This is a genomic window from Nostoc sp. (assembly GCF_036916975.1).
In the GTDB taxonomy this organism is placed as follows: domain Bacteria; phylum Cyanobacteriota; class Cyanobacteriia; order Cyanobacteriales; family Nostocaceae; genus Nostoc.
On sequence record NZ_JBALFF010000002.1, the window covers coordinates 1 to 17,216 of the forward strand.

Sequence of the window (17,216 nt, forward strand, 5' to 3'; positions counted from 1 at the left end):
GGGGATGAAATTTGGGCGATTGGAGGAGGATGCTTGTTACCAGGATTTAAGAAGCTCTTAGAGAAGAACGGTTTCAAAATTCTGGATAATCCGGTGGAAGCTAATGTCTTTGGGCTTCTAGAAATGGCAAAAACCATTATCAGCAAGAATTCACCAAACACATCTGGGAAGTGAAGTTATAACAATGACAGATAAACAAGACTTAGCTCCGGTAAAAATTCGGCTCAAAGATAACTACCGAGAACGCATATTTGCAGAGTCCCAACAACTAGGTAAAAGTTACCTGGAGACGCTTTACTTTATCATTGATTGCTATTTTGTTTTCATAAAGGGTGGATTACCTGCACAAAAAGTAGCTTTTACGCCGATTAATACTGAGTCAAACAAACAAGACCAGCCGAATCCCCAGCCATCTCCAGACCCAAAACCAGAAGATCCTGATGGCGAAACATTCAGTCTTGATTTTGATTTGTAACCGTCAGATGAAGTTGGCAATAGTAATTCCCAACCCGTGGGGGTAATTATGTCAAAAAAGTTTGAAATCTAGCTTTTGTGCAAGTTATATAGTATTTGTATACTATATAAGATGAGTTGGTGTCGGCTATTTTACCAAACAGTGGATTTTTATTCTGGATTTCTGTAAAAAAAATAATGCCAGTACCAACAAGTAAGTCTGTATGTACTAGCATTATTCAGTTAATTTGGTCTAGAACGGAGGTTCTTGGTCTAAATCTTCATCTGTCGAAGTAACGTTATCTTCGAGTAGTTCCTTCGCAAAATCGGGAGTTTCTGGCGAGTGAGGGGTTTTACTAACCTGGGTGAGTTCGTTGATGGGTTGTGCTGACATAAAGTTTCTAATTACGAATGTGGCAATCTTTTCTTTGTAATCACCCCTGTTATCAACTAGCAAATCGAGATATCCTTCTGCTGTGCCGTGTACGCCTTCCCCTTGTTCGTTAATAACGACGGCGGGTGCGCCCTTGGAACGGAATGGCATCTCGTCAGCAACTACTCCCTCCTTGGAACGGTAGTAGAATTCGGCGATCCCAAAGGCAATCAAAGAACCTTCTTTGTCGTGGGTAGTGTTCACTGACTTAAGATTGATAGTTGCAGTATTATGAATCATGTTCGTTTTATTTGTAGATTGATTAGATGGTTTATCGCCTACGATTTATACTGCATAGGCGATTTGTAATTTCCTAGAAATTTGCGTTAGCTACAGTCTGTGTTTCGTTTGGTGCAGAAGTGGATGTAGATTCTTCCTTACGGGGTGAACCTAACAATTCAATAGCGTTGATTGTAATTACGGGTTTTTGCCGCATAGTGCCAGAATTTTTATCTGCCCAACGATCAAATCCAAACTCGCCAGTAATTGCAATTTGGGTTCCTTTACGAACGTAATTTCCAATCACTTCTGCTTGATTTCCCCAGGCGACTAAATCAAACCAAAGGGCTTGTTCACTTCTGTAGGGTGGTCTGACTGCAATAGAGATTGAAGCCTTAACTGCGCCAGACTCGAAATATTTGAGTTCTGGTTCTTGTCCGCATCTGCCAACCAGCATGACTTTGTTGATATAGTTCATAACGCGAGGATTTATATATTTCTCTTATTGCTGCGTCAGCATTAGTTCTTTCAGGATTTATTATTTTGACGAGTTTTTTTATTTAAACCACATTCTTTTTTATTCATACTCATGAGTTATTTTTTGTCCTTGTTTCTCGTAAAGTTGTGGTTTTTACTAGGGAACGACAAGTTACTCTGTGCTATGGTGGTATCGCAATTAGCGTGGTATGCATCTAAAAATTATAAATAATGACTTATGCTTGAATATCTTCTCCTGAAGCGAGTAAGTATTTGTAAGCTGATGCTTTTGGCTTTGATGTGGATACAGTCCGATGAGGATAGCCAAAACCAGCTGACTTCTGACTACTCATCTTCTTTGCGGGTAGAAAATCTTACCTGGTTAGGAGAAACATCTGTTGGAGAAGATGTAGAGCATTTTTGCGATGTTTCCAATACAACTAGGATAGGCGTTTGGGGAGAAATCCTAGAACTGAAATTAGTAGATTTAATTGCTGATTTACCGACTTGTTTGCACGATGCGTCATGGTTTGCCCTACTGGCAATTACCATGACGCTAGTAGATAAGGAACTAGACCGAGTATGCGTGCATCCACAAGATGAGTATTTTGCCCGGACTATCGCGCTTAAAAGTTTAGCAGATTTGGGTGATTCTTACTTAGCCAAAGGTCATCCTTATTTAGATTTTCCTCTATCGTTAGAAGACGCTAAGTCGTTACTACCAGTTAATAGAAAGCAAGAGCTAGAAATCGAGTTAGATAAATTTATTATTGATACTTATGAAGACGATTTTGATGATGAATCTCCAGACCTTAATGAGTTTTCACCCATCTATTTACAAGAGATTTTAAAAGAGTTTTTTATTGAATCTGATTGGCAGGGTGATATCAATCAAGAGGCTGTTGCCCAACTCCAACAGAAGTACGGTTCGCAGTATTCCGAAGGTGCGTTTTCTCCTGAAACTGAGGGACACGAACGTTGGGGGAAAACACTTGTTTTTCTCAAACAGTTTATAGGTCTGGATTCCAGTTTTATCGAAAGCCAGAGCGATTTATTCCTTGATGATGAATCTGAGATGGCTGATTTACCTGATTACTTCTGTATCAAGTCTCATTTAGAACGTTGGCAAGACCGAACAGTTGTCATATCCCGGTTGGTTCATACTTTGGTTTATTTTCTGCTGGTAGGACAAAATTATCATCCCAGTCATTTGGAAGATTTGATGGCTATTCCCGCTTCTTCGCGGTCAATATTTAGTCTGCAAGGTTGTTTGGGTGTAGCTACTTACAGAAGTGGTTATTATATGGCTGCTTCAAATATTCCTGAATCAGAAGTTGGGCGGAACTGGCTTTTAGAAAAAGCTTTCCCTAGCCTGTGTGATTTTTATCAAACAGGTCGGTTGAGTGGGACGCAATAATTAATATTTTATTGTTAGTTTACAAATACAAATTTTTAATTATGAAAAAATACTTATTTATAGGATTGTTATTCTTACTGTTTGGATGTTTATCTCAAGAAAAAGAAGATAAAGTCTCGGCTATAGAATCGAATTCTTCAGCTACGCCATCATTATCCTCAGCTAATGTTAATAATGCTACGCCGTCGCTAAATCCAGAAGCGTTGCCTGATTTATCAAATAAAGAGAAGCTTGGAGAAGTTAGTGCAGAAAACGATTTAATTGACTCGTTCTATTTTGATGGTAATGGTGTGAAAGTGAGTTTGACTGTAGCGGCTGATAAAGCTTGTTTTGTCTACGTGCGGCGCAGTACTCCAGACCGAGTTGGTGAGGTTGAAATTGAGTCATTACGACGCGAGAAGTTAGGTCTGCGGCGTTCGTATAACACTCAGCGACTTCTTACTCAACCTGCTGGCAATAAACTAAAGGTTTATTCATCAAGTGAGGAACTTTCTTCTACTTATGAAAATCCTGCTGTATCACAAGAAACCCTTGTGGCAGTGAAGGAATTGAAAGAGCGTGAAAAATCGTTTAAATTACTTTTACGTCAGGACTTGAGGGCGAGTGATTCAGCAAGACGAATTTATGTCAATCAGTGTCAAAAATTAAGTAATTTTTACTATAAAGAAGAACTACCTCCTCTCACAGAGAAGGAGAGGAAGGACTTTGAAAAGAGTGTTGAAAAAAGTACTTAAAATTAGTTATGAGAACAGTGATAATTGCTCCATCTGAATATTACTTTCAGTTGTAGTTGCTTTAACAAGGTGTTTGTTCTTATTTGACGACCTTTTACCCCACCCTTCTTTCGCCGCGTGTTTGACTATGCGGGAACGGATATCAACAGCTAGGGTTTCATAATCAGAGCGGATTTTTTCATAACGAACCGGGGTTGTACCAATTTTCTCCCACAGTTTATCGTATTTGAAATTCTCAAAAGGTCTGTGCCTGACGAGGGCATCATAACTTGCCCAGAGGTAAACATCTGTCCATTCAGATGATAGTGGCACTTCAAAAGCAATTGGTATCATAAGTGCAAGAACTTCGCTGCTAGAGGCGAGTTTACCTACTTCTCCCTTGTCTATCTCTTCTAGCGCTGCATCTAATCTATCGACTGCGATCGCTTTTCCTACCCAAGACGGAATTGACTGTTGCCAGCCGTTCTGCTGAGTTACAATTGGCCCGACGATGTATTGAACAATTTCATGACTTGCTCCTGCTAGATCAAGTAGACTGGCTGTTACAACTTTGTTAATCCCTTGGCTGGTTAGTAGCTGAAGTATCTTTCTAGTGCTAGGAGTAAGAATTTCGCTAGCTTTTTGGCTTTTGCTGTTACGGATGGTTTCTTCGACATCGAATAAGCTTTGCTGCTGGTTCATATTCTTTATGTGTAAATAAATACTGCCAGCTAGAAATACTTCTAACTGGCAGTGCTTTTTGATAATGGGTGTGTTTTGCTATGGCAGAAGTAGGTTATCCCAAACGCTTCTAGGAGTAACGTGATGCAGCAATTGCTTCCTTGCTTGGGTGAATTTAGTTAGCAATTGAGTGCTTTTTAATTTCTGCCACCAGTTGTGTTGCAGGTAGGTAAGCAGCCATAACTGCGTCTCGTGATTCCAGTTTGAGATGGAGTTACTCAAACTGAGTGCGTTGAGGATATCGTCAGGAGGTACTTCCAGTTGACTTGTGATTTCTTTTGAGATGGAAGCTAACATTGTGATGTTGGCGATCGCTTGACCAGGACTCCCTGAACTGATAGCTAGTATTTTTTCTGTTACCTCGATTTGTTGGTCTTTCAGAACAGAAATAACCTCCTCATCAGTTAACCTTTGGAAAGGTATGATTTGACACCTACTCTTGATAGTGGGTAATAGCTTTTGAGGATACGACGAGATCAGGATAAATGTTCCAGTTTTCGGTTCTTCCAGCGTCTTGAGAAGTTTGTTGGCGGCGGTAGGGTTGAGCATATCTGCTTCGTGGATAATCACCACCTTTTGCTTGGCCTTGACTGCACTAGTTGAGAGAAATTCAATTACCTCGCGCACCTGTTCTACTCGAATAGCAGGTATACCTTTCTGCTGGGAGGCGTTTTCGGGATGGGTTGGTTTGATTTGTAAGATGTCTAGATGGTTATTTTCTCCTGCGATCGCAGAGCGACTCTCTCTTGGGAGTATCGCATTTGCGATCGCCAGAGCGGTTTTTCCTTTCCCTACTCCCTCAACTTGACTGCTAAATAGGTATGCAGGAGCAATTTTATTCTGTTCGATTGCTTCAGTCAGGAGAAGTTTGGCGGTATGCTGTCCGGTGATTTCTGTAAATGGGTTGTTTTTCATATCGTAGAAATTTCAGCAATTCGACTGGTTAGGTTGTCAATTCCGCTTTTGAGTTCGGCTTCGAGTTGTACAAGTAAAGTAAGGCTGTTTTTAAGCTTTTGAACGCCTACAAACTTGACTTCCTCTTTCAGGTAATACAATCTTTTGGGGTTTTTCAGTTCGGCTATTTCTGCAATCTTAGTATCAGATAATTTAGTTTCTACCCCAGCTTTGGTTATTAACCAAGTGCGGAAAATACAGGTAAGTGTTGCTACTATTTTGAGCGGGTGTTCATTATTATCTAGTAGTTTAGATACCTGCACTATTGCTAAACTTGGATGGTTTCTTAACATAGCAATAGTAAGCTTTAGGTAGTCAGTATTATGATTACCAACGAGCTGTTTTACTTCCTCAACAGAGATTATTTTTCCACTTGCATAAACAGCAAGTTTAGCGAATTCGCTATCGGTTCGTGCAGTGTTATTGCCAATTGCTTCAGCTAGGTAATCAGTGACATCTGGAGTGAGTTTAACTTGATGGATGGCTGCATACTTTCCTATCAAGTTAACTATCCCCTTTTTATCCCAACTAGAGACGAGAGGAAACTCTTCTTGTTGGGCATATTTTAGGATAGTTTTTACTACTGTCCTGCGCGAATCTGGCTTTTTATTACCAGTAATTAGAAGAATGTTGCTTGACGGTATTCGGGAAAGTTGATTTTCAAGTTCTTGGTTATTATCTTCATTCGATAAACTTCCAATTAGAGAGTCGCTGTCTGTTTGAATAATTTTGTTACCCTCTCCAAAGGGCAAAGTCATAACCTCAGTAAAGACTTTGGCAGCAATGTTTCTCTCATTTCCAAATAGCTTGACGTAATTGAAAGCTTTCCATTCTACATGAACATTTTGATTCACTAAATAATCAATTTTTTGATTGAGTGAGTAGCTATCTTCGCCGTAGTATAGATATACAGTCATGATAGATTAGATAAACATTTGTTTATCAGGCGTTAGTCGGAAGCGGTGGTTTAAAAAAATAAGAGTTAGTATTAACTCTTTCCACATCCTTGGTATTTTTTATATAGCCGCTAGCAAAATATAGCGATCAGCAAATACTTGCACTTAATTTTGTACTGACTGTACTGACTTCTGATTTGAGACTCTATCAACAGTGTTTTCTACTGGTTGAGTACCCAAATATTTCCGCCAATAATCCAATTGTTGGAGGTACTCTATTACTCCACTAGAACCAGTTACCTCATATAGCGCAATAGCTGTTTCCCATTCCTTTAGGCTAGCTTTTTTCTTGGAAAGAATTTTGACTATAGCTCCTGGAAGTTTAGTCTCTTTACCAGTATCTAGATTTAGGTGAGATACGCTTTCTAGTAATAGTTCTTGTTCGGATAAAGGAACACCACCATCTTCGATGTTCATAGTATGAAGCTGGGCACTAATTCCTGATAGAGGAAGAGTATGCTGAATTAATTTTTTAACTTTCTTGGTTTTAGTATTCCTCCTTTTTGGTTTAACGATAACTGGGTTGTTTGGTTCTGCAACTTCGTAACACTGGGGAAGTTCTAGAGAAAGTTGACCTGTTAAGTGCCATAATCCACTTCGTTTTTCTGGCGGGGTGATTCGGTACGAGAACTCTGCTGTTTTTCTCGCATCGCCAAATTTCCTGAGTTTGACCCGCATTTTGTAGCTGATAATTCCTTGAATGTAGGTTTTTGGGTCTAATATTATTCGGTTTGTATTTTCCCACCACTCAATTTCAAGTACGCGATCGCCATCTAATTCATAGATAGTTCTAACTCTGGCATTAGGATGAGATGCAAGGAATGAGTTCACCCAAGCTCTTTGTTTTTTATTAAGCCTGGGCTTACGATATGAGGATTTACTTTTCATTTAGTTACCTTTATAATTGAAGAATGATATCTCCATCAATTCATCAATAAATCAACGAACTCAATCAGTTAATTAATGACTGATACTGTGTTTGCCAATCTGATTTTGATGACATATTTTTTGTTTGTGTGAATGCCTGAAAATACTTTATTGAAAGCCGATTTACTTGTAAGCATTTGTCATTATTTACAAAATGTTGATAATTCATGAATTGAAAAAAGACTTGATATTTATTATTTTCAGTACTTAGGTTAAATATCAAGTTTATTCATCTAGAAAAGAGATAACTGATGTTTATTATTTTCTAGTATTTCAGGATCGGCTATTTTGAGGATTTCTTCTCGCCTTTTTTCGATAAGGTCAAGATAGTATTGACGTGAATAGCTCTCATTAGTGCTGATATTAGTAATACCTCTGATGCCGTAATAGTAAATTACTACATCTCCAGGTTTTCCTAATTTAAGAAGTTCTTTTTCCCCAATACGAATTTTGCGAGTAATGGAGAGTTTTTCTATCGGGTATTTCCCTGATAAAATCTGCGATCTTGCTTCTCTGAAATATTCCTCTGCTGTGGATTGGTTTTGGATTAAGTAGGTTAGATATTCAACAGGGAATTCTTTTTCTAGTTTTGAGCGAGAACGGCTTCTCCAACTACCTTTGCGAATAATCCAGTTATCTTTCAGCCATAACAGATAGTTCTTAGTTCCCCTTTGGGGAATAAACATTGCATTGGCAATAAACTCTAATTTGACGGTTATCCCTTTGGGTAATTGAGACTGAAGTGTGGCATACACTTTTTCTGGGTTGGGGTGAGTAAAGAACACCCCGTCAGTATCAACTTCTACAGGGGTTGCACCAGCTTGATTGATTACCTCAATCATGAATTGTAGGATGCGCCGACCGTAAGCTGTTACTAAGGCGGCTGCTTCCATATCGTTGAAGGCGAGTTCCGATGTTCCGAAGAACCCAAACTGAGAATTAGCTAAAACTTTGGTGGATTCTCTTTTTTCCTTGGCAACAATGTCTCCAGTGCTGGCAACTTGTTCCAACCTTGATTTCTCATTTACCAAATATTGCAAGATGCTCAAGCCGATTCGCTTTGTATCCTTACGAGAGACAATTCCTTTCGACAATATGGTTTTGGGGTACATAGAACTGATATCGATGTATCCAACCTTTTTATATAGTCCTGGAATAGAGTAGGCTATCCCCCCTTGAAATTTATACTTACGGTCGGGTTTGGGTTTGTATCCTGGGTAGTGATGCGAGAATATTTGCTTCCACTTGGTGCCGTTACCAGCGAGGGCTAATTGCTGGAGGTTCATTCCCGGTACAACCAGTGCTTCATAGTGATATGAGGGTACAAGTCTGTTAGCTATGAGTTGCGTATCTTCCAAGTCGTAAATAAGGTAATCCTTGATTTTCTGCCATCCCCTACTACCAGAACCGGCTTTCCAACAGGCGAGAATTTCTTCATAGGGGAGAACCAGTCGCGCTTGCTTACGCAATCCCATTTCCAGTACCACCTGTTTAAGCGATCGCCCGTTAGTAAGTTCCTTGGCAACAAAATCCCACCTGAGAACGCAGATAAAGATATCTACGTGCAGGCAGTTGCGGATGAATACCTCCCGAATTTCCAGTGGTTCGCCGCGTACTTGGGCAGTTCGGATAGTGCGCTTCTTAGATGCAATTCTAAATGGATGAGAAATGCCGTGTAACTCGCACCGCGTGATGAGAAACGGTAGGTCAAATTCTGTTCCATTGTAGGTGTAAATTACTTCTGGTTTGCTTGCTTCTAGGTGTTTGAAAAACTCCAGGAGGATTTTACTTTCGGCTTGATCCATAAAGATGGCAATCTCCCCTATCTCCCTCATACAGCCAATTGCATAGATACGATTTTCTCTTGGGTTTATCCCTGCCGTCTCAATATCGACTACCAGAGTTTTGAGTGTTCCGTAGGTCGGAATATTTACTGTGGGATGCCACTCAGGTATTGGGGTAGTATCTGACCAGAATATGTCGAGTCTTTCCTCATCAACGATAATCTTATTACCAGATTTCGTAATAAAACCTCGGTGGTTATAATTCATAATATCCAAAATTAATTACTCTTTTTTGGCATGAATCCTTGTGGTTTATTTGGTCGTTTATTTGACGATAAAAATACCTCAAAAATGATGTCTAGATTATTAGGAAGTGCAAATATTGAAAGCGGCTGCGTATGTGGTTCTTTTTCTTCTAATAGTGCGGTCATAATCCTGTACCAGGGTACTGCTGCTAATATTGATGTTGTTGCTGTAAGCAGCCATACTGGAAATTCGCGTACTTTTAATTGGTTGTAAGTGTTTTTAAGCTTTGAATTGTATTCCAGCCATGCAAATGCTACTAATTCTTTGAGAAGGTCTTGCCTACCATTGCTGTATATATATTTGCACGCTTCATCTACACATCGCTCATGAGTTTGTTTGTAAGCAATTGTTATTTCTAGCATTTGGATTTTTTCTGCTTCTGGTACTTTCCATTCGTTAATTGAGTCATTGCTGTATAAATTTTTGGCACAGCTAGAGGCAACTGCTAAAATACAGTCAAGGTTTTTTCTAAGTCTGTCAATCTCTAGCAGGCAGTCGTTAAAATGTGCTATTCCATTACTGCATTGAACTGAACTTCCCTTGATCTGTTCTGATAGCTGTCTGGTGGCGAATAGTCCATCGATAGTAAGTGTGCCATTAATGGCTATATCTAAAATTTCGAGAAAACGTTTTTTAAATAGTGCAAGGGTTTGTTTACGATCTAAGGTTTTAGGATGGGAATAGATAACTCCGCTAATTTCTGATTTATCGGGACATTCATTTCCTACGCCTGGAAAATGTCTCCAGTAAGGTGGCATTTTTTCACCTTTGGCAAGGCATAATTCGCCAAAACATTTGGAGCATCGCGGTAATTCGTTAATATACGTATCGAAATCTGCGATCGCTGCTGGTAATTCAAGTCCTGTACGAAGGCTAATTGCTGCAACTGGCATAATTTTAATCAGATACTTCCAGAATGCCAGTTGTTAAATTTTGTTGTGGTATTACTTGATATCTTAATTTTTTGCTTTTCAGTCAGGGCAGTCTTTATTAATATTGAGGCTTACTGCACAAGGTAGATATTGCTGTAGATGCAAGTGTATTATATTTAATGTAATTTTTGAATAAGCCTGAAAAAATCTTTCCCCAAAGTTTTTATTGGGGAAAGTAAGTGTTTTTACAAAGTGACGAACATTTGAATTAGGCAGTTTGTAATTGAGACTTCATCTGAAGCTCTTGTACCATTTGTACCCATGCAGGTGCTTTTTTACCTTTAATGGGAGTAAGATTGTTCCAGTGCCTTTCGAGTTCAGATTGAGATAAATGTGGGAGTTGTTCCTTACCCCAATTGATAGCATCTTGGATTGTTTTCCAATTAGTCCAAAGTTGTTTTTCTTCTTTGATATTGCTTAACTCAATGAGTGTCGCTTCCAACCAAAGTTTAGCTGCCTCTGAGTCACGCATTAACTGTTGTCTTGACATTAACAGGGCAATACTTGCCTGAATCTGGGTTAGTTCCCACATCTGAGAAATAGTAACGAGTTCCTGCCAAGTGTCTTCCTCCAGTTGAGTAATTTGTCTATTATCAGGAGCAGTTTTAGCCACTAGCAGGTCTTTGAGAAACCCAGTTAAACTTGAGTATATGACAAATGGGTTTTTGCCATACTCGATTAAGTCTTGGAGGATTTGTAAGTTAGCTGTTACCTCCCCTTTCGCAAGGTTTTCGGTTAGGGTAAGTAGGTCGTGTTCGGGAACGACACCTGATAATTCCCAAACCCAGTTTGGTGTGATTTCATCTACTCCCAGGTTGCTCAATTGATCGAGCAATACAAGACAGTTGGGAATAAAACCTCCACAAGATTTAACGATCGCCCAAATACCAGGTGCGTTAATGTTGATGTTTTCGTTCTGGGCAACTTTTGATAAATACTGAACAAGTGTTTCTAGTCCTACTCTCCTAAAATCAAACTTTTGACAGCGCGAGATGATAGTTTCAGGAACCTTGTGTATTTCAGTTGTGCAGAAGATGAAAACTACATGACGGGGTGGATTTTCAATTGTCTTGAGAAGCGCCTGCCACGATTGACTGCTTAGGGCATGACATTCATCAATAATGAAAATTTTGTACCTTCCCTCAACTGGTGCAAACTGGGTAGTGGAAATTAACTCGCGGATTGTTTCTACGCCGCTATTGCTGGCAGCATCTAACTCAGTTACATCCAGGGAAGAAGAGGCTGTAATTCCCTTACATGAATTGCATTCTCCGCAGGGCTTGGTTGTCGGCTCCTGGGTTGACTGACAGTTGAGGGATTTAGCCATGATGCGGGCGGTGCTAGTCTTGCCTGTGCCTTTGGGGCCGTTAAATAGGTAGGCGGGTGCAATCTTCTGGAGTGCGATCGCGGAGTCACTCCCTCCTGGAAGTATCGCATTTATGAGAGTGCGGACGATATGTTCTTGCCCGATTACTTCACTAAGGGTCTGGGGGCGGTACTTGAGATGTAGTGGTTGGTACATAATTTTGATGATAAACGGGTGTTTTACTTACTCCCTACCAGTGTGGTTGGTAGGAAGTTTGATTTTTTAGGCAGTCGCCGCTTCTTTTTTCGTTCGTGGCGATCGTGAGGTTGACTTACCTTTAGTAGTATCTTTCGCTACCACTGATGGCGTTTCTATTTGAGGAGTTTCACTATCGTCTGTTGCCTGTGGTACATTTGTTACTTCTTCAGTGCCAGACTCAGTTTGAGTGCTAACCTCTGTTACTTCTTCAGTATCAGGCTCACTTTGAGTGCTGACTTTTGCCTTTGTACTTTGGCTATTTACCTTTCCAAACCCCTGCTTGATTTCTACAGGCATTACCAGATACAACTGATTGAGCAGTCCTCCCATCGGGCAGACAATGACTGGTTGCGTGGGTTTGTTGCACCGCACCACGATTTCATCGGTACTGATATGCTTTAATCCTTCAATCAGGTAGTCGATGTTTAATCCAATACTGATGTTTTCTGAATTACTAGTTACTGATGAAATCAGTACCGAGTCAACCGCCTCCCCAGTATCAGTAGCTTCAGTGTATAATGTTGCCTGTGTAGCTTCCAATTCCCAGAGGATTTTGACAACCTTTTGCTTGCGTTCGGCTAGATAACTTACCCGCTTCAGCGCGCTCTCAAATCCCTTGCGCTCTAATGTAAATTCATACTCAAACGACCGGGGAATCAAGCTATTGATTTTGGGATATTCTCCCTCCAGAAGTCGGGAAATGAGCTTTGTATTGGGAAGGCTAAACTCGATAGTTCTATCTGATAGAAGAATATTGCACACGCTCGTATCGGCGCTTTGAGAGAGAATTTTGTTTAACTCGCCAAGTGATTTACCTGGAACAGTGAAGTTGATTGGGTCAGAATATTCGCTATCGAGTGTTCCTGTTACTAGCGCTAATTTGTGGCTATTTGTGCTAGCAGCTTGCCACTTGTTGGTATCAATTTTGAAGTTGACACCAGTTAAAACCAACTTTGTTTCGTCGCTGCTGGCGCAATAGAGTGTCCCTTCAAGTGCAGCTTGGAGTTTCTTGGCACTTAAGTTTATCTCCGTCGGGTTTTCTGCCTTTGGAAGTGTTGGGAACTCGTCAGATTTTCCGCCAATTAGTCGGCACTTACCGCTATTGTGAGTAATTATGCAGGCTTGATTTTCTACTTCTAGGGTAATTTCGCCTTTAACATTACTAACAGTATCAGTTAGTAGTTTGGCAGGAAGTGCTACCTGACCTGAAATTTCGACATTAGCGGTGGTTGTAGTATGAATTGTGAGGTTAAGGTTTGTGCCTGTTGCTGATACTATCCCGTCTTCGTCTGCAATCAGTAAGATATTTCCTAAAATTGGGTCAGTGGGTTTAGGACTGATTGCGAGGTAAGCGGTTTCTAGAATTTCTGCGAGTTTAGATTGTTCAATTGTTAGTTTCATTTGTTACTTGGTTTTTAGTGGATGATTTCTTAACGGGCGCTATTTCTAGCACCCTCTTTAGTTAAATGAGGTAGTTTGTTTTAGTAAGGCAGTTGTTCCATCTCAGTACTGTATGTTGTATAATCATGACCTCCTGTACTAGGAGGAAGTGCTGCTATTGGCATATCGGCTGCACCTATCAAGCGGTTATGTTCTGCTACAACGGTTGATGTTTTACCGATGCGGTGAGAGAATTCGGGATTTGCCTGCATCGTTGTTTGGATATCGATTTCTTTGCCTTCTGAGAAGAATTCGAGAAAATCGCTGCCATCCGGGTTTGGTGATTTGTAGGAAGTGACAACTGCTACCCAGGATTTATCTCTTTGGTTAACTGCTTCTTTCGGTTCAAGGGATGGTGTGAAGGTGGGTTGAAATGCACCAAGGCGATGAAACTCTGCACGTTTTTCAGCGACAGTTGTATCAGTAAATCGGGCGAATGCAACCTCTAGTTCGCGTTGGAATTGCTTGTAAGCCTCGCCAAATTTTGATGATGCAACGCCTTTGATTGACAAGACAATTGGTACTGAGTGCAGATTGTTATTATTTTCATCAACAAGTTGCAACAAGTAGAATCGTCTCAATACTGCGGCATCTTTGCCGAGTGCTTGGTACATTTCGTACCCATCAGGTGATTCGTACACCCCCACAATTTTGCCATCATCGCGTTGTTCAATATATCTGGGAGAAACATCAAGAATGTGCATTCTGGGCGATTGCAACAACACTCCCATTTCTGGGGTGCCACTGGAGAAGATGTGCTTGTGTGTAGGTTCTTGTCCTTGCCAGTTAATTGCTGCTAAATACTTATCTTTTATAAACAACCCAACTTTTTCTGCTTCCATGTGGTTGATGACTTGGCAGATGCAGATGTTGCTAATCGGCGCATTGTACTCAGGATTGGCAAATTTAGAAATAGCTGATTTACGCTTTTGTATGTTTGCCCCATTCTGAACGGTTTGTTGAGGGGGTTCCGACTCTGAGACTGTGCTTTCTTCAGTAGTAGGCTTTGTTTGATTTCTTGCCATAATTTTAATTAATTGAAATCAATCTTTAATGCGTCAAGCAAAAAGCCGTTGTAAAAAATAAAAGTCGTCTGTTATAAAGACGACTTGAAAGATTTATTAATTTTTCGCTATTTAGATACAGTTTTCATCATTTAAACTTTTGAATCTTTAATCGAGAAAACCTCGCAATTGCTTGTGGAAGTAAACCCTCTCGTAGTGCTGTTCTCAATGCACTCTTTCTTTAATTCGGTAAAGTTGTTCATGTAAGTGTCTTCCTGAATAATTCCAGCTTTGGTGTTTAAAAGTGTCTGATATATTTGCTGAAGATTGATGATGATTTGTCTAAGAACAGATGTATTTTCAGTTGTGAAAGTCAGTGACACAGATGTTGTGCTTGAATTGTGTATTGCAACTGTTTGTTCTTCAGGTGCGCCATAAGTTGTTATGTGACTATCTTTACCAGGAATAAATCTGTAGGAAGCAATAGTTTCAATTGCCATATTTATCTCCTTGTTCGTTGGGGTTTAATTTCAAGCATTTTATTAGTAAGTTTGGTGACATTAGTGACTTTCCAACCAGCAAGCTTGCACTTAGTAACGGTTTTACTACCTGTTGAATTTCTGTTATTGCTGATATGATTTCGCCTGATGTATTTAACCCGGCACGACTGAGAGATTTTACCCAGTCTTGGTAATATTCGCCTTCTAGTATTTCTTGGACTTTCTGGCTAATTTCTCCACTTTGAGAAATCCTAAATAGGACTTCCACCTGTGATTTACGAAATATACCGCGTAGTATTGGTGGGATATTTCCTGTTTCCCACATTTGTGCGATCGCAAATAACCAAGACTGGATAATCTCAAGTTCAATTCCTTCTTGGATTATCCCTTGAGCTATGGTTTTACGGCGTTTTGTTGCCCTTTGATTCCCAATAGCAGGATTTTTCTTTTGGTCAATAGTTGACTGCATTGAGGCAGCTAGCTTGCGGAGAGCTTCTGCTTTTTCTAAGTTACGAATATTGAAAATATCTAGTGATGAGTTATCCTCGTTGTAAGACAGATTCAGTAGAGATAGTTGCATTGCTAGATTCCTTTAAATCTTTAACGGCGCATTTAAGAATTAGGGAGGTTGCTACATTCCAAGTTTTTACCTCCCATTCAGTAGCTAATCGTTCGGAGTGACGGATCACTGCACTACTACATTTGCTTTTTCTTACAAGCCAATCTCTAAATTTTTCGGCTTGTTCTTTGGTATCGAACCCGAAATAGCTGGTTTTTCGGTTTCCCAAGGGATCAGTAATAGTTGCTACCCGACGTGAGAGAATATTGAGCGTCCAACCACCGTTAGAAGTGAGTTCGATTTTGGTGATATTTAATTCTGTTGGATTCATAATTCAACTTCAGGAATTACTGCTAAATATTCCGTAGTTGATATTTCTCTTGCCAGCCATTTTTCATGTGCTTCTTGAGGAGTTATTTTGTCGGCTAAATGTTTCTTTTGATTGTTGTCTCCTATAAAAGGATCGAGTGTTTGTTCTAGCCGTTCTTTGAAAGCCAAATGTTTATTTTCAGAGTAAGTAAACTGGTAGATACTATCAGTGTTGATGAACAAGTCAACTAGGCTTATTTGTTCTAATGGCATTCCAGTTCGTTCGTGAAGGAGAAATAATCTCAATTGGGTTTGCCACTTGCTCTCAAGAATTTCAAATTTAGGAGGTTTTTGAATTGTCCAGTCAAACCCAACTACTTAATTTTCACCATAGATAATGAGGTCGCACTCGCTATAGAGAAGGATATCGTGATATAAATATTGAAGTTGGGCGTTCCATTGTTTATTTCCAAGGATGTTTAGAAAAGGTTTTACCTTATCGACCCAGTTATTAATTTGGGGGTATTCCTTTAAGAAAGGTTCGACTGGTAGCCCTAACCCAATTTGTTGCATGACGAGATGAAACTGACCTCCAGCAACTTCGGATTCACTTTTTACAGTGAGATTAGAATAATTTTTCGTCGATAAACAGTCTGGATGATGTTCGGCTAACTCAAGTGTTTTGTGATTGAATCGATTCATAAAAATCTATCCCAAATTTGTTTTTTGGGATAAATATGCGTGAGCTATTTGTGGTGATTTATCTACGGTATATAGTATTTTTTCAGATTGTCGATACTTGCGTATAAACTTCGGGTTGACATTGCTTTGAGGTCAAAATAACTGGCAAACTTTTTCAAACCCCCGGTGAGGGTTAATTCTAGCAAGTACTGGGCTGCGATCGCACTCGTCATTTTATTGACAAATAGCGACTGATAATTTCGTGCTTGAATTTCTGCACATGAGAGGCTATTGTCTGTAAGTTCTTCCAGTTGAGGAACTAACAGCTCTGGGTGAACCAGCGCCGGGGAGGGAAGATGCAACCAGAATTTAGGTTTGTCTGGGTTATTGGCAGCTTGGACTATATCAAAATTAGAGTGCGTTCCAACTACAACTTGGCCGGAGTGGTTGCTGTTTCCACAATCCAGCCAAAATAGCGATGCTGGCTCATTTGCACTGTTCAGTTTGAGAACTGAGTGAATTTTGCTCCTGGCGGCGCTGTTATCCACACAACCAATAATTACTGTTAGGGTGTTCCATGAATTGGTGGTGCGAATCATGTCTTCTTCAAACCAGTCGCAAATGGCTGTAATCTCAATTCCATACTTGGCGCTGCATCTTGCAACCAGTGTTTCTACCTTTGGTAGTCCAATTTCAGCTTGTTGATAATTTTGGCGGGTAATATTCTTAAGTTCGACAGTATCGCCATCGATTTATCGGCAGCTAAAACTCTAACTCGTTTACGTGGTCTACCGCGTTTCAAGGTTCTTAATTTGACTTTATCTAGTAAAGGTAATACCTGTTCCCT

The 17,216-nt window shown here is 40.0% G+C and carries 20 protein-coding genes; 3 read left to right on the forward strand and 17 right to left on the reverse strand.

Annotated features, from left to right (window positions below; translation table 11 throughout):
- The first annotated feature begins 184 nt into the window (after positions 1–184).
- Positions 185–475 (forward strand): hypothetical protein, encoded by a 291-nt coding sequence (locus V7K73_RS00210; protein WP_334876037.1) that lies wholly within the window; start codon positions 185–187, stop codon positions 473–475.
- Between the two features lie 231 nt (positions 476–706).
- Here V7K73_RS00210 and V7K73_RS00215 read toward each other — a convergent pair whose 3' ends face one another.
- Both V7K73_RS00215 and ssb read right to left on the reverse strand, forming a co-directional pair.
- Complete coding sequence (locus V7K73_RS00215) at positions 707–1,126, reverse strand: hypothetical protein (RefSeq protein ID WP_029631539.1); 420 nt, start codon at positions 1,124–1,126, stop codon at positions 707–709.
- A gap of 73 nt (positions 1,127–1,199) precedes the next feature.
- Positions 1,200–1,583, reverse strand: a complete 384-nt coding sequence (gene ssb, locus V7K73_RS00220; RefSeq protein WP_029631537.1) for a single-stranded DNA-binding protein — start codon at positions 1,581–1,583, stop codon at positions 1,200–1,202.
- A gap of 237 nt (positions 1,584–1,820) precedes the next feature.
- On the opposite strand from ssb, the gene V7K73_RS00225 reads away from it, so the two are divergent.
- Both V7K73_RS00225 and V7K73_RS00230 read left to right on the forward strand, forming a co-directional pair.
- Entirely contained in the window at positions 1,821–2,999 is a 1,179-nt protein-coding gene (locus tag V7K73_RS00225; RefSeq protein WP_334876040.1) for a hypothetical protein, read from the forward strand.
- 41 nt (positions 3,000–3,040) lie between these two features.
- Positions 3,041–3,733 carry a hypothetical protein gene (locus V7K73_RS00230; protein WP_334876041.1) on the forward strand — a complete coding sequence of 231 codons (693 nt, stop codon included), beginning with the start codon at positions 3,041–3,043 and terminating at the stop codon, positions 3,731–3,733.
- Between the two features lie 6 nt (positions 3,734–3,739).
- Here V7K73_RS00230 and V7K73_RS00235 read toward each other — a convergent pair whose 3' ends face one another.
- The 15 genes from V7K73_RS00235 to V7K73_RS00305 all read right to left on the reverse strand — a co-directional run bounded on the left by V7K73_RS00235 (position 3,740) and on the right by V7K73_RS00305 (position 17,121).
- Complete coding sequence (locus V7K73_RS00235; protein ID WP_334876043.1) at positions 3,740–4,414, reverse strand: hypothetical protein; 675 nt, start codon at positions 4,412–4,414, stop codon at positions 3,740–3,742.
- 78 nt (positions 4,415–4,492) lie between these two features.
- Positions 4,493–5,368, reverse strand: coding sequence for an AAA family ATPase (locus V7K73_RS00240; protein WP_334876045.1), 876 nt, complete (start codon positions 5,366–5,368; stop codon positions 4,493–4,495).
- The gene (gene holA, locus V7K73_RS00245; protein WP_334876047.1) at positions 5,365–6,324 is read right to left on the reverse strand and encodes a DNA polymerase III subunit delta; all 960 of its coding nucleotides are present in this window, start codon (positions 6,322–6,324) and stop codon (positions 5,365–5,367) included. The genes V7K73_RS00240 and holA overlap by 4 nt, the downstream gene beginning before the upstream one ends.
- Positions 6,325–6,468: 144 nt before the next feature.
- A complete protein-coding gene (locus V7K73_RS00250) occupies positions 6,469–7,194 on the reverse strand; it encodes a hypothetical protein (protein WP_334876049.1) in 726 nt (241 codons plus the stop codon).
- 329 nt (positions 7,195–7,523) lie between these two features.
- Positions 7,524–9,341, reverse strand: coding sequence for a 3'-5' exonuclease (locus V7K73_RS00255; RefSeq protein WP_334876050.1), 1,818 nt, complete (start codon positions 9,339–9,341; stop codon positions 7,524–7,526).
- Between the two features lie 11 nt (positions 9,342–9,352).
- The gene (locus V7K73_RS00260) at positions 9,353–10,273 is read right to left on the reverse strand and encodes a hypothetical protein (RefSeq protein WP_334876052.1); all 921 of its coding nucleotides are present in this window, start codon (positions 10,271–10,273) and stop codon (positions 9,353–9,355) included.
- A gap of 247 nt (positions 10,274–10,520) precedes the next feature.
- Positions 10,521–11,834: a DNA polymerase III subunit gamma/tau gene (gene dnaX, locus V7K73_RS00265; protein ID WP_334876054.1), complete on the reverse strand. Its 1,314-nt coding sequence runs from the start codon at positions 11,832–11,834 to the stop codon at positions 10,521–10,523.
- A 66-nt stretch (positions 11,835–11,900) separates the two neighbouring features.
- Entirely contained in the window at positions 11,901–13,277 is a 1,377-nt protein-coding gene (dnaN, locus tag V7K73_RS00270; protein ID WP_334876056.1) for a DNA polymerase III subunit beta, read from the reverse strand.
- An 80-nt stretch (positions 13,278–13,357) separates the two neighbouring features.
- Positions 13,358–14,341, reverse strand: a complete 984-nt coding sequence (locus V7K73_RS00275; protein ID WP_334876058.1) for a DUF5895 domain-containing protein — start codon at positions 14,339–14,341, stop codon at positions 13,358–13,360.
- Positions 14,342–14,472: 131 nt separating this feature from the next.
- Positions 14,473–14,820, reverse strand: coding sequence for a hypothetical protein (locus tag V7K73_RS00280; protein WP_334876060.1), 348 nt, complete (start codon positions 14,818–14,820; stop codon positions 14,473–14,475).
- Positions 14,810–15,400, reverse strand: a complete 591-nt coding sequence (locus tag V7K73_RS00285; protein ID WP_334876062.1) for a hypothetical protein — start codon at positions 15,398–15,400, stop codon at positions 14,810–14,812. Before V7K73_RS00285 ends, V7K73_RS00280 begins: the two co-directional genes overlap by 11 nt.
- The gene (locus V7K73_RS00290) at positions 15,360–15,710 is read right to left on the reverse strand and encodes a hypothetical protein (protein WP_334876064.1); all 351 of its coding nucleotides are present in this window, start codon (positions 15,708–15,710) and stop codon (positions 15,360–15,362) included. Before V7K73_RS00290 ends, V7K73_RS00285 begins: the two co-directional genes overlap by 41 nt.
- A complete protein-coding gene (locus V7K73_RS00295) occupies positions 15,707–15,994 on the reverse strand; it encodes a hypothetical protein (protein ID WP_334876066.1) in 288 nt (95 codons plus the stop codon). Before V7K73_RS00295 ends, V7K73_RS00290 begins: the two co-directional genes overlap by 4 nt.
- 72 nt (positions 15,995–16,066) lie before the next feature.
- Positions 16,067–16,390: a hypothetical protein gene (locus V7K73_RS00300; RefSeq protein ID WP_334876068.1), complete on the reverse strand. Its 324-nt coding sequence runs from the start codon at positions 16,388–16,390 to the stop codon at positions 16,067–16,069.
- Between the two features lie 62 nt (positions 16,391–16,452).
- Complete coding sequence (locus V7K73_RS00305; protein ID WP_334876070.1) at positions 16,453–17,121, reverse strand: ThiF family adenylyltransferase; 669 nt, start codon at positions 17,119–17,121, stop codon at positions 16,453–16,455.
- Positions 17,122–17,216 lie beyond the last annotated feature (95 nt).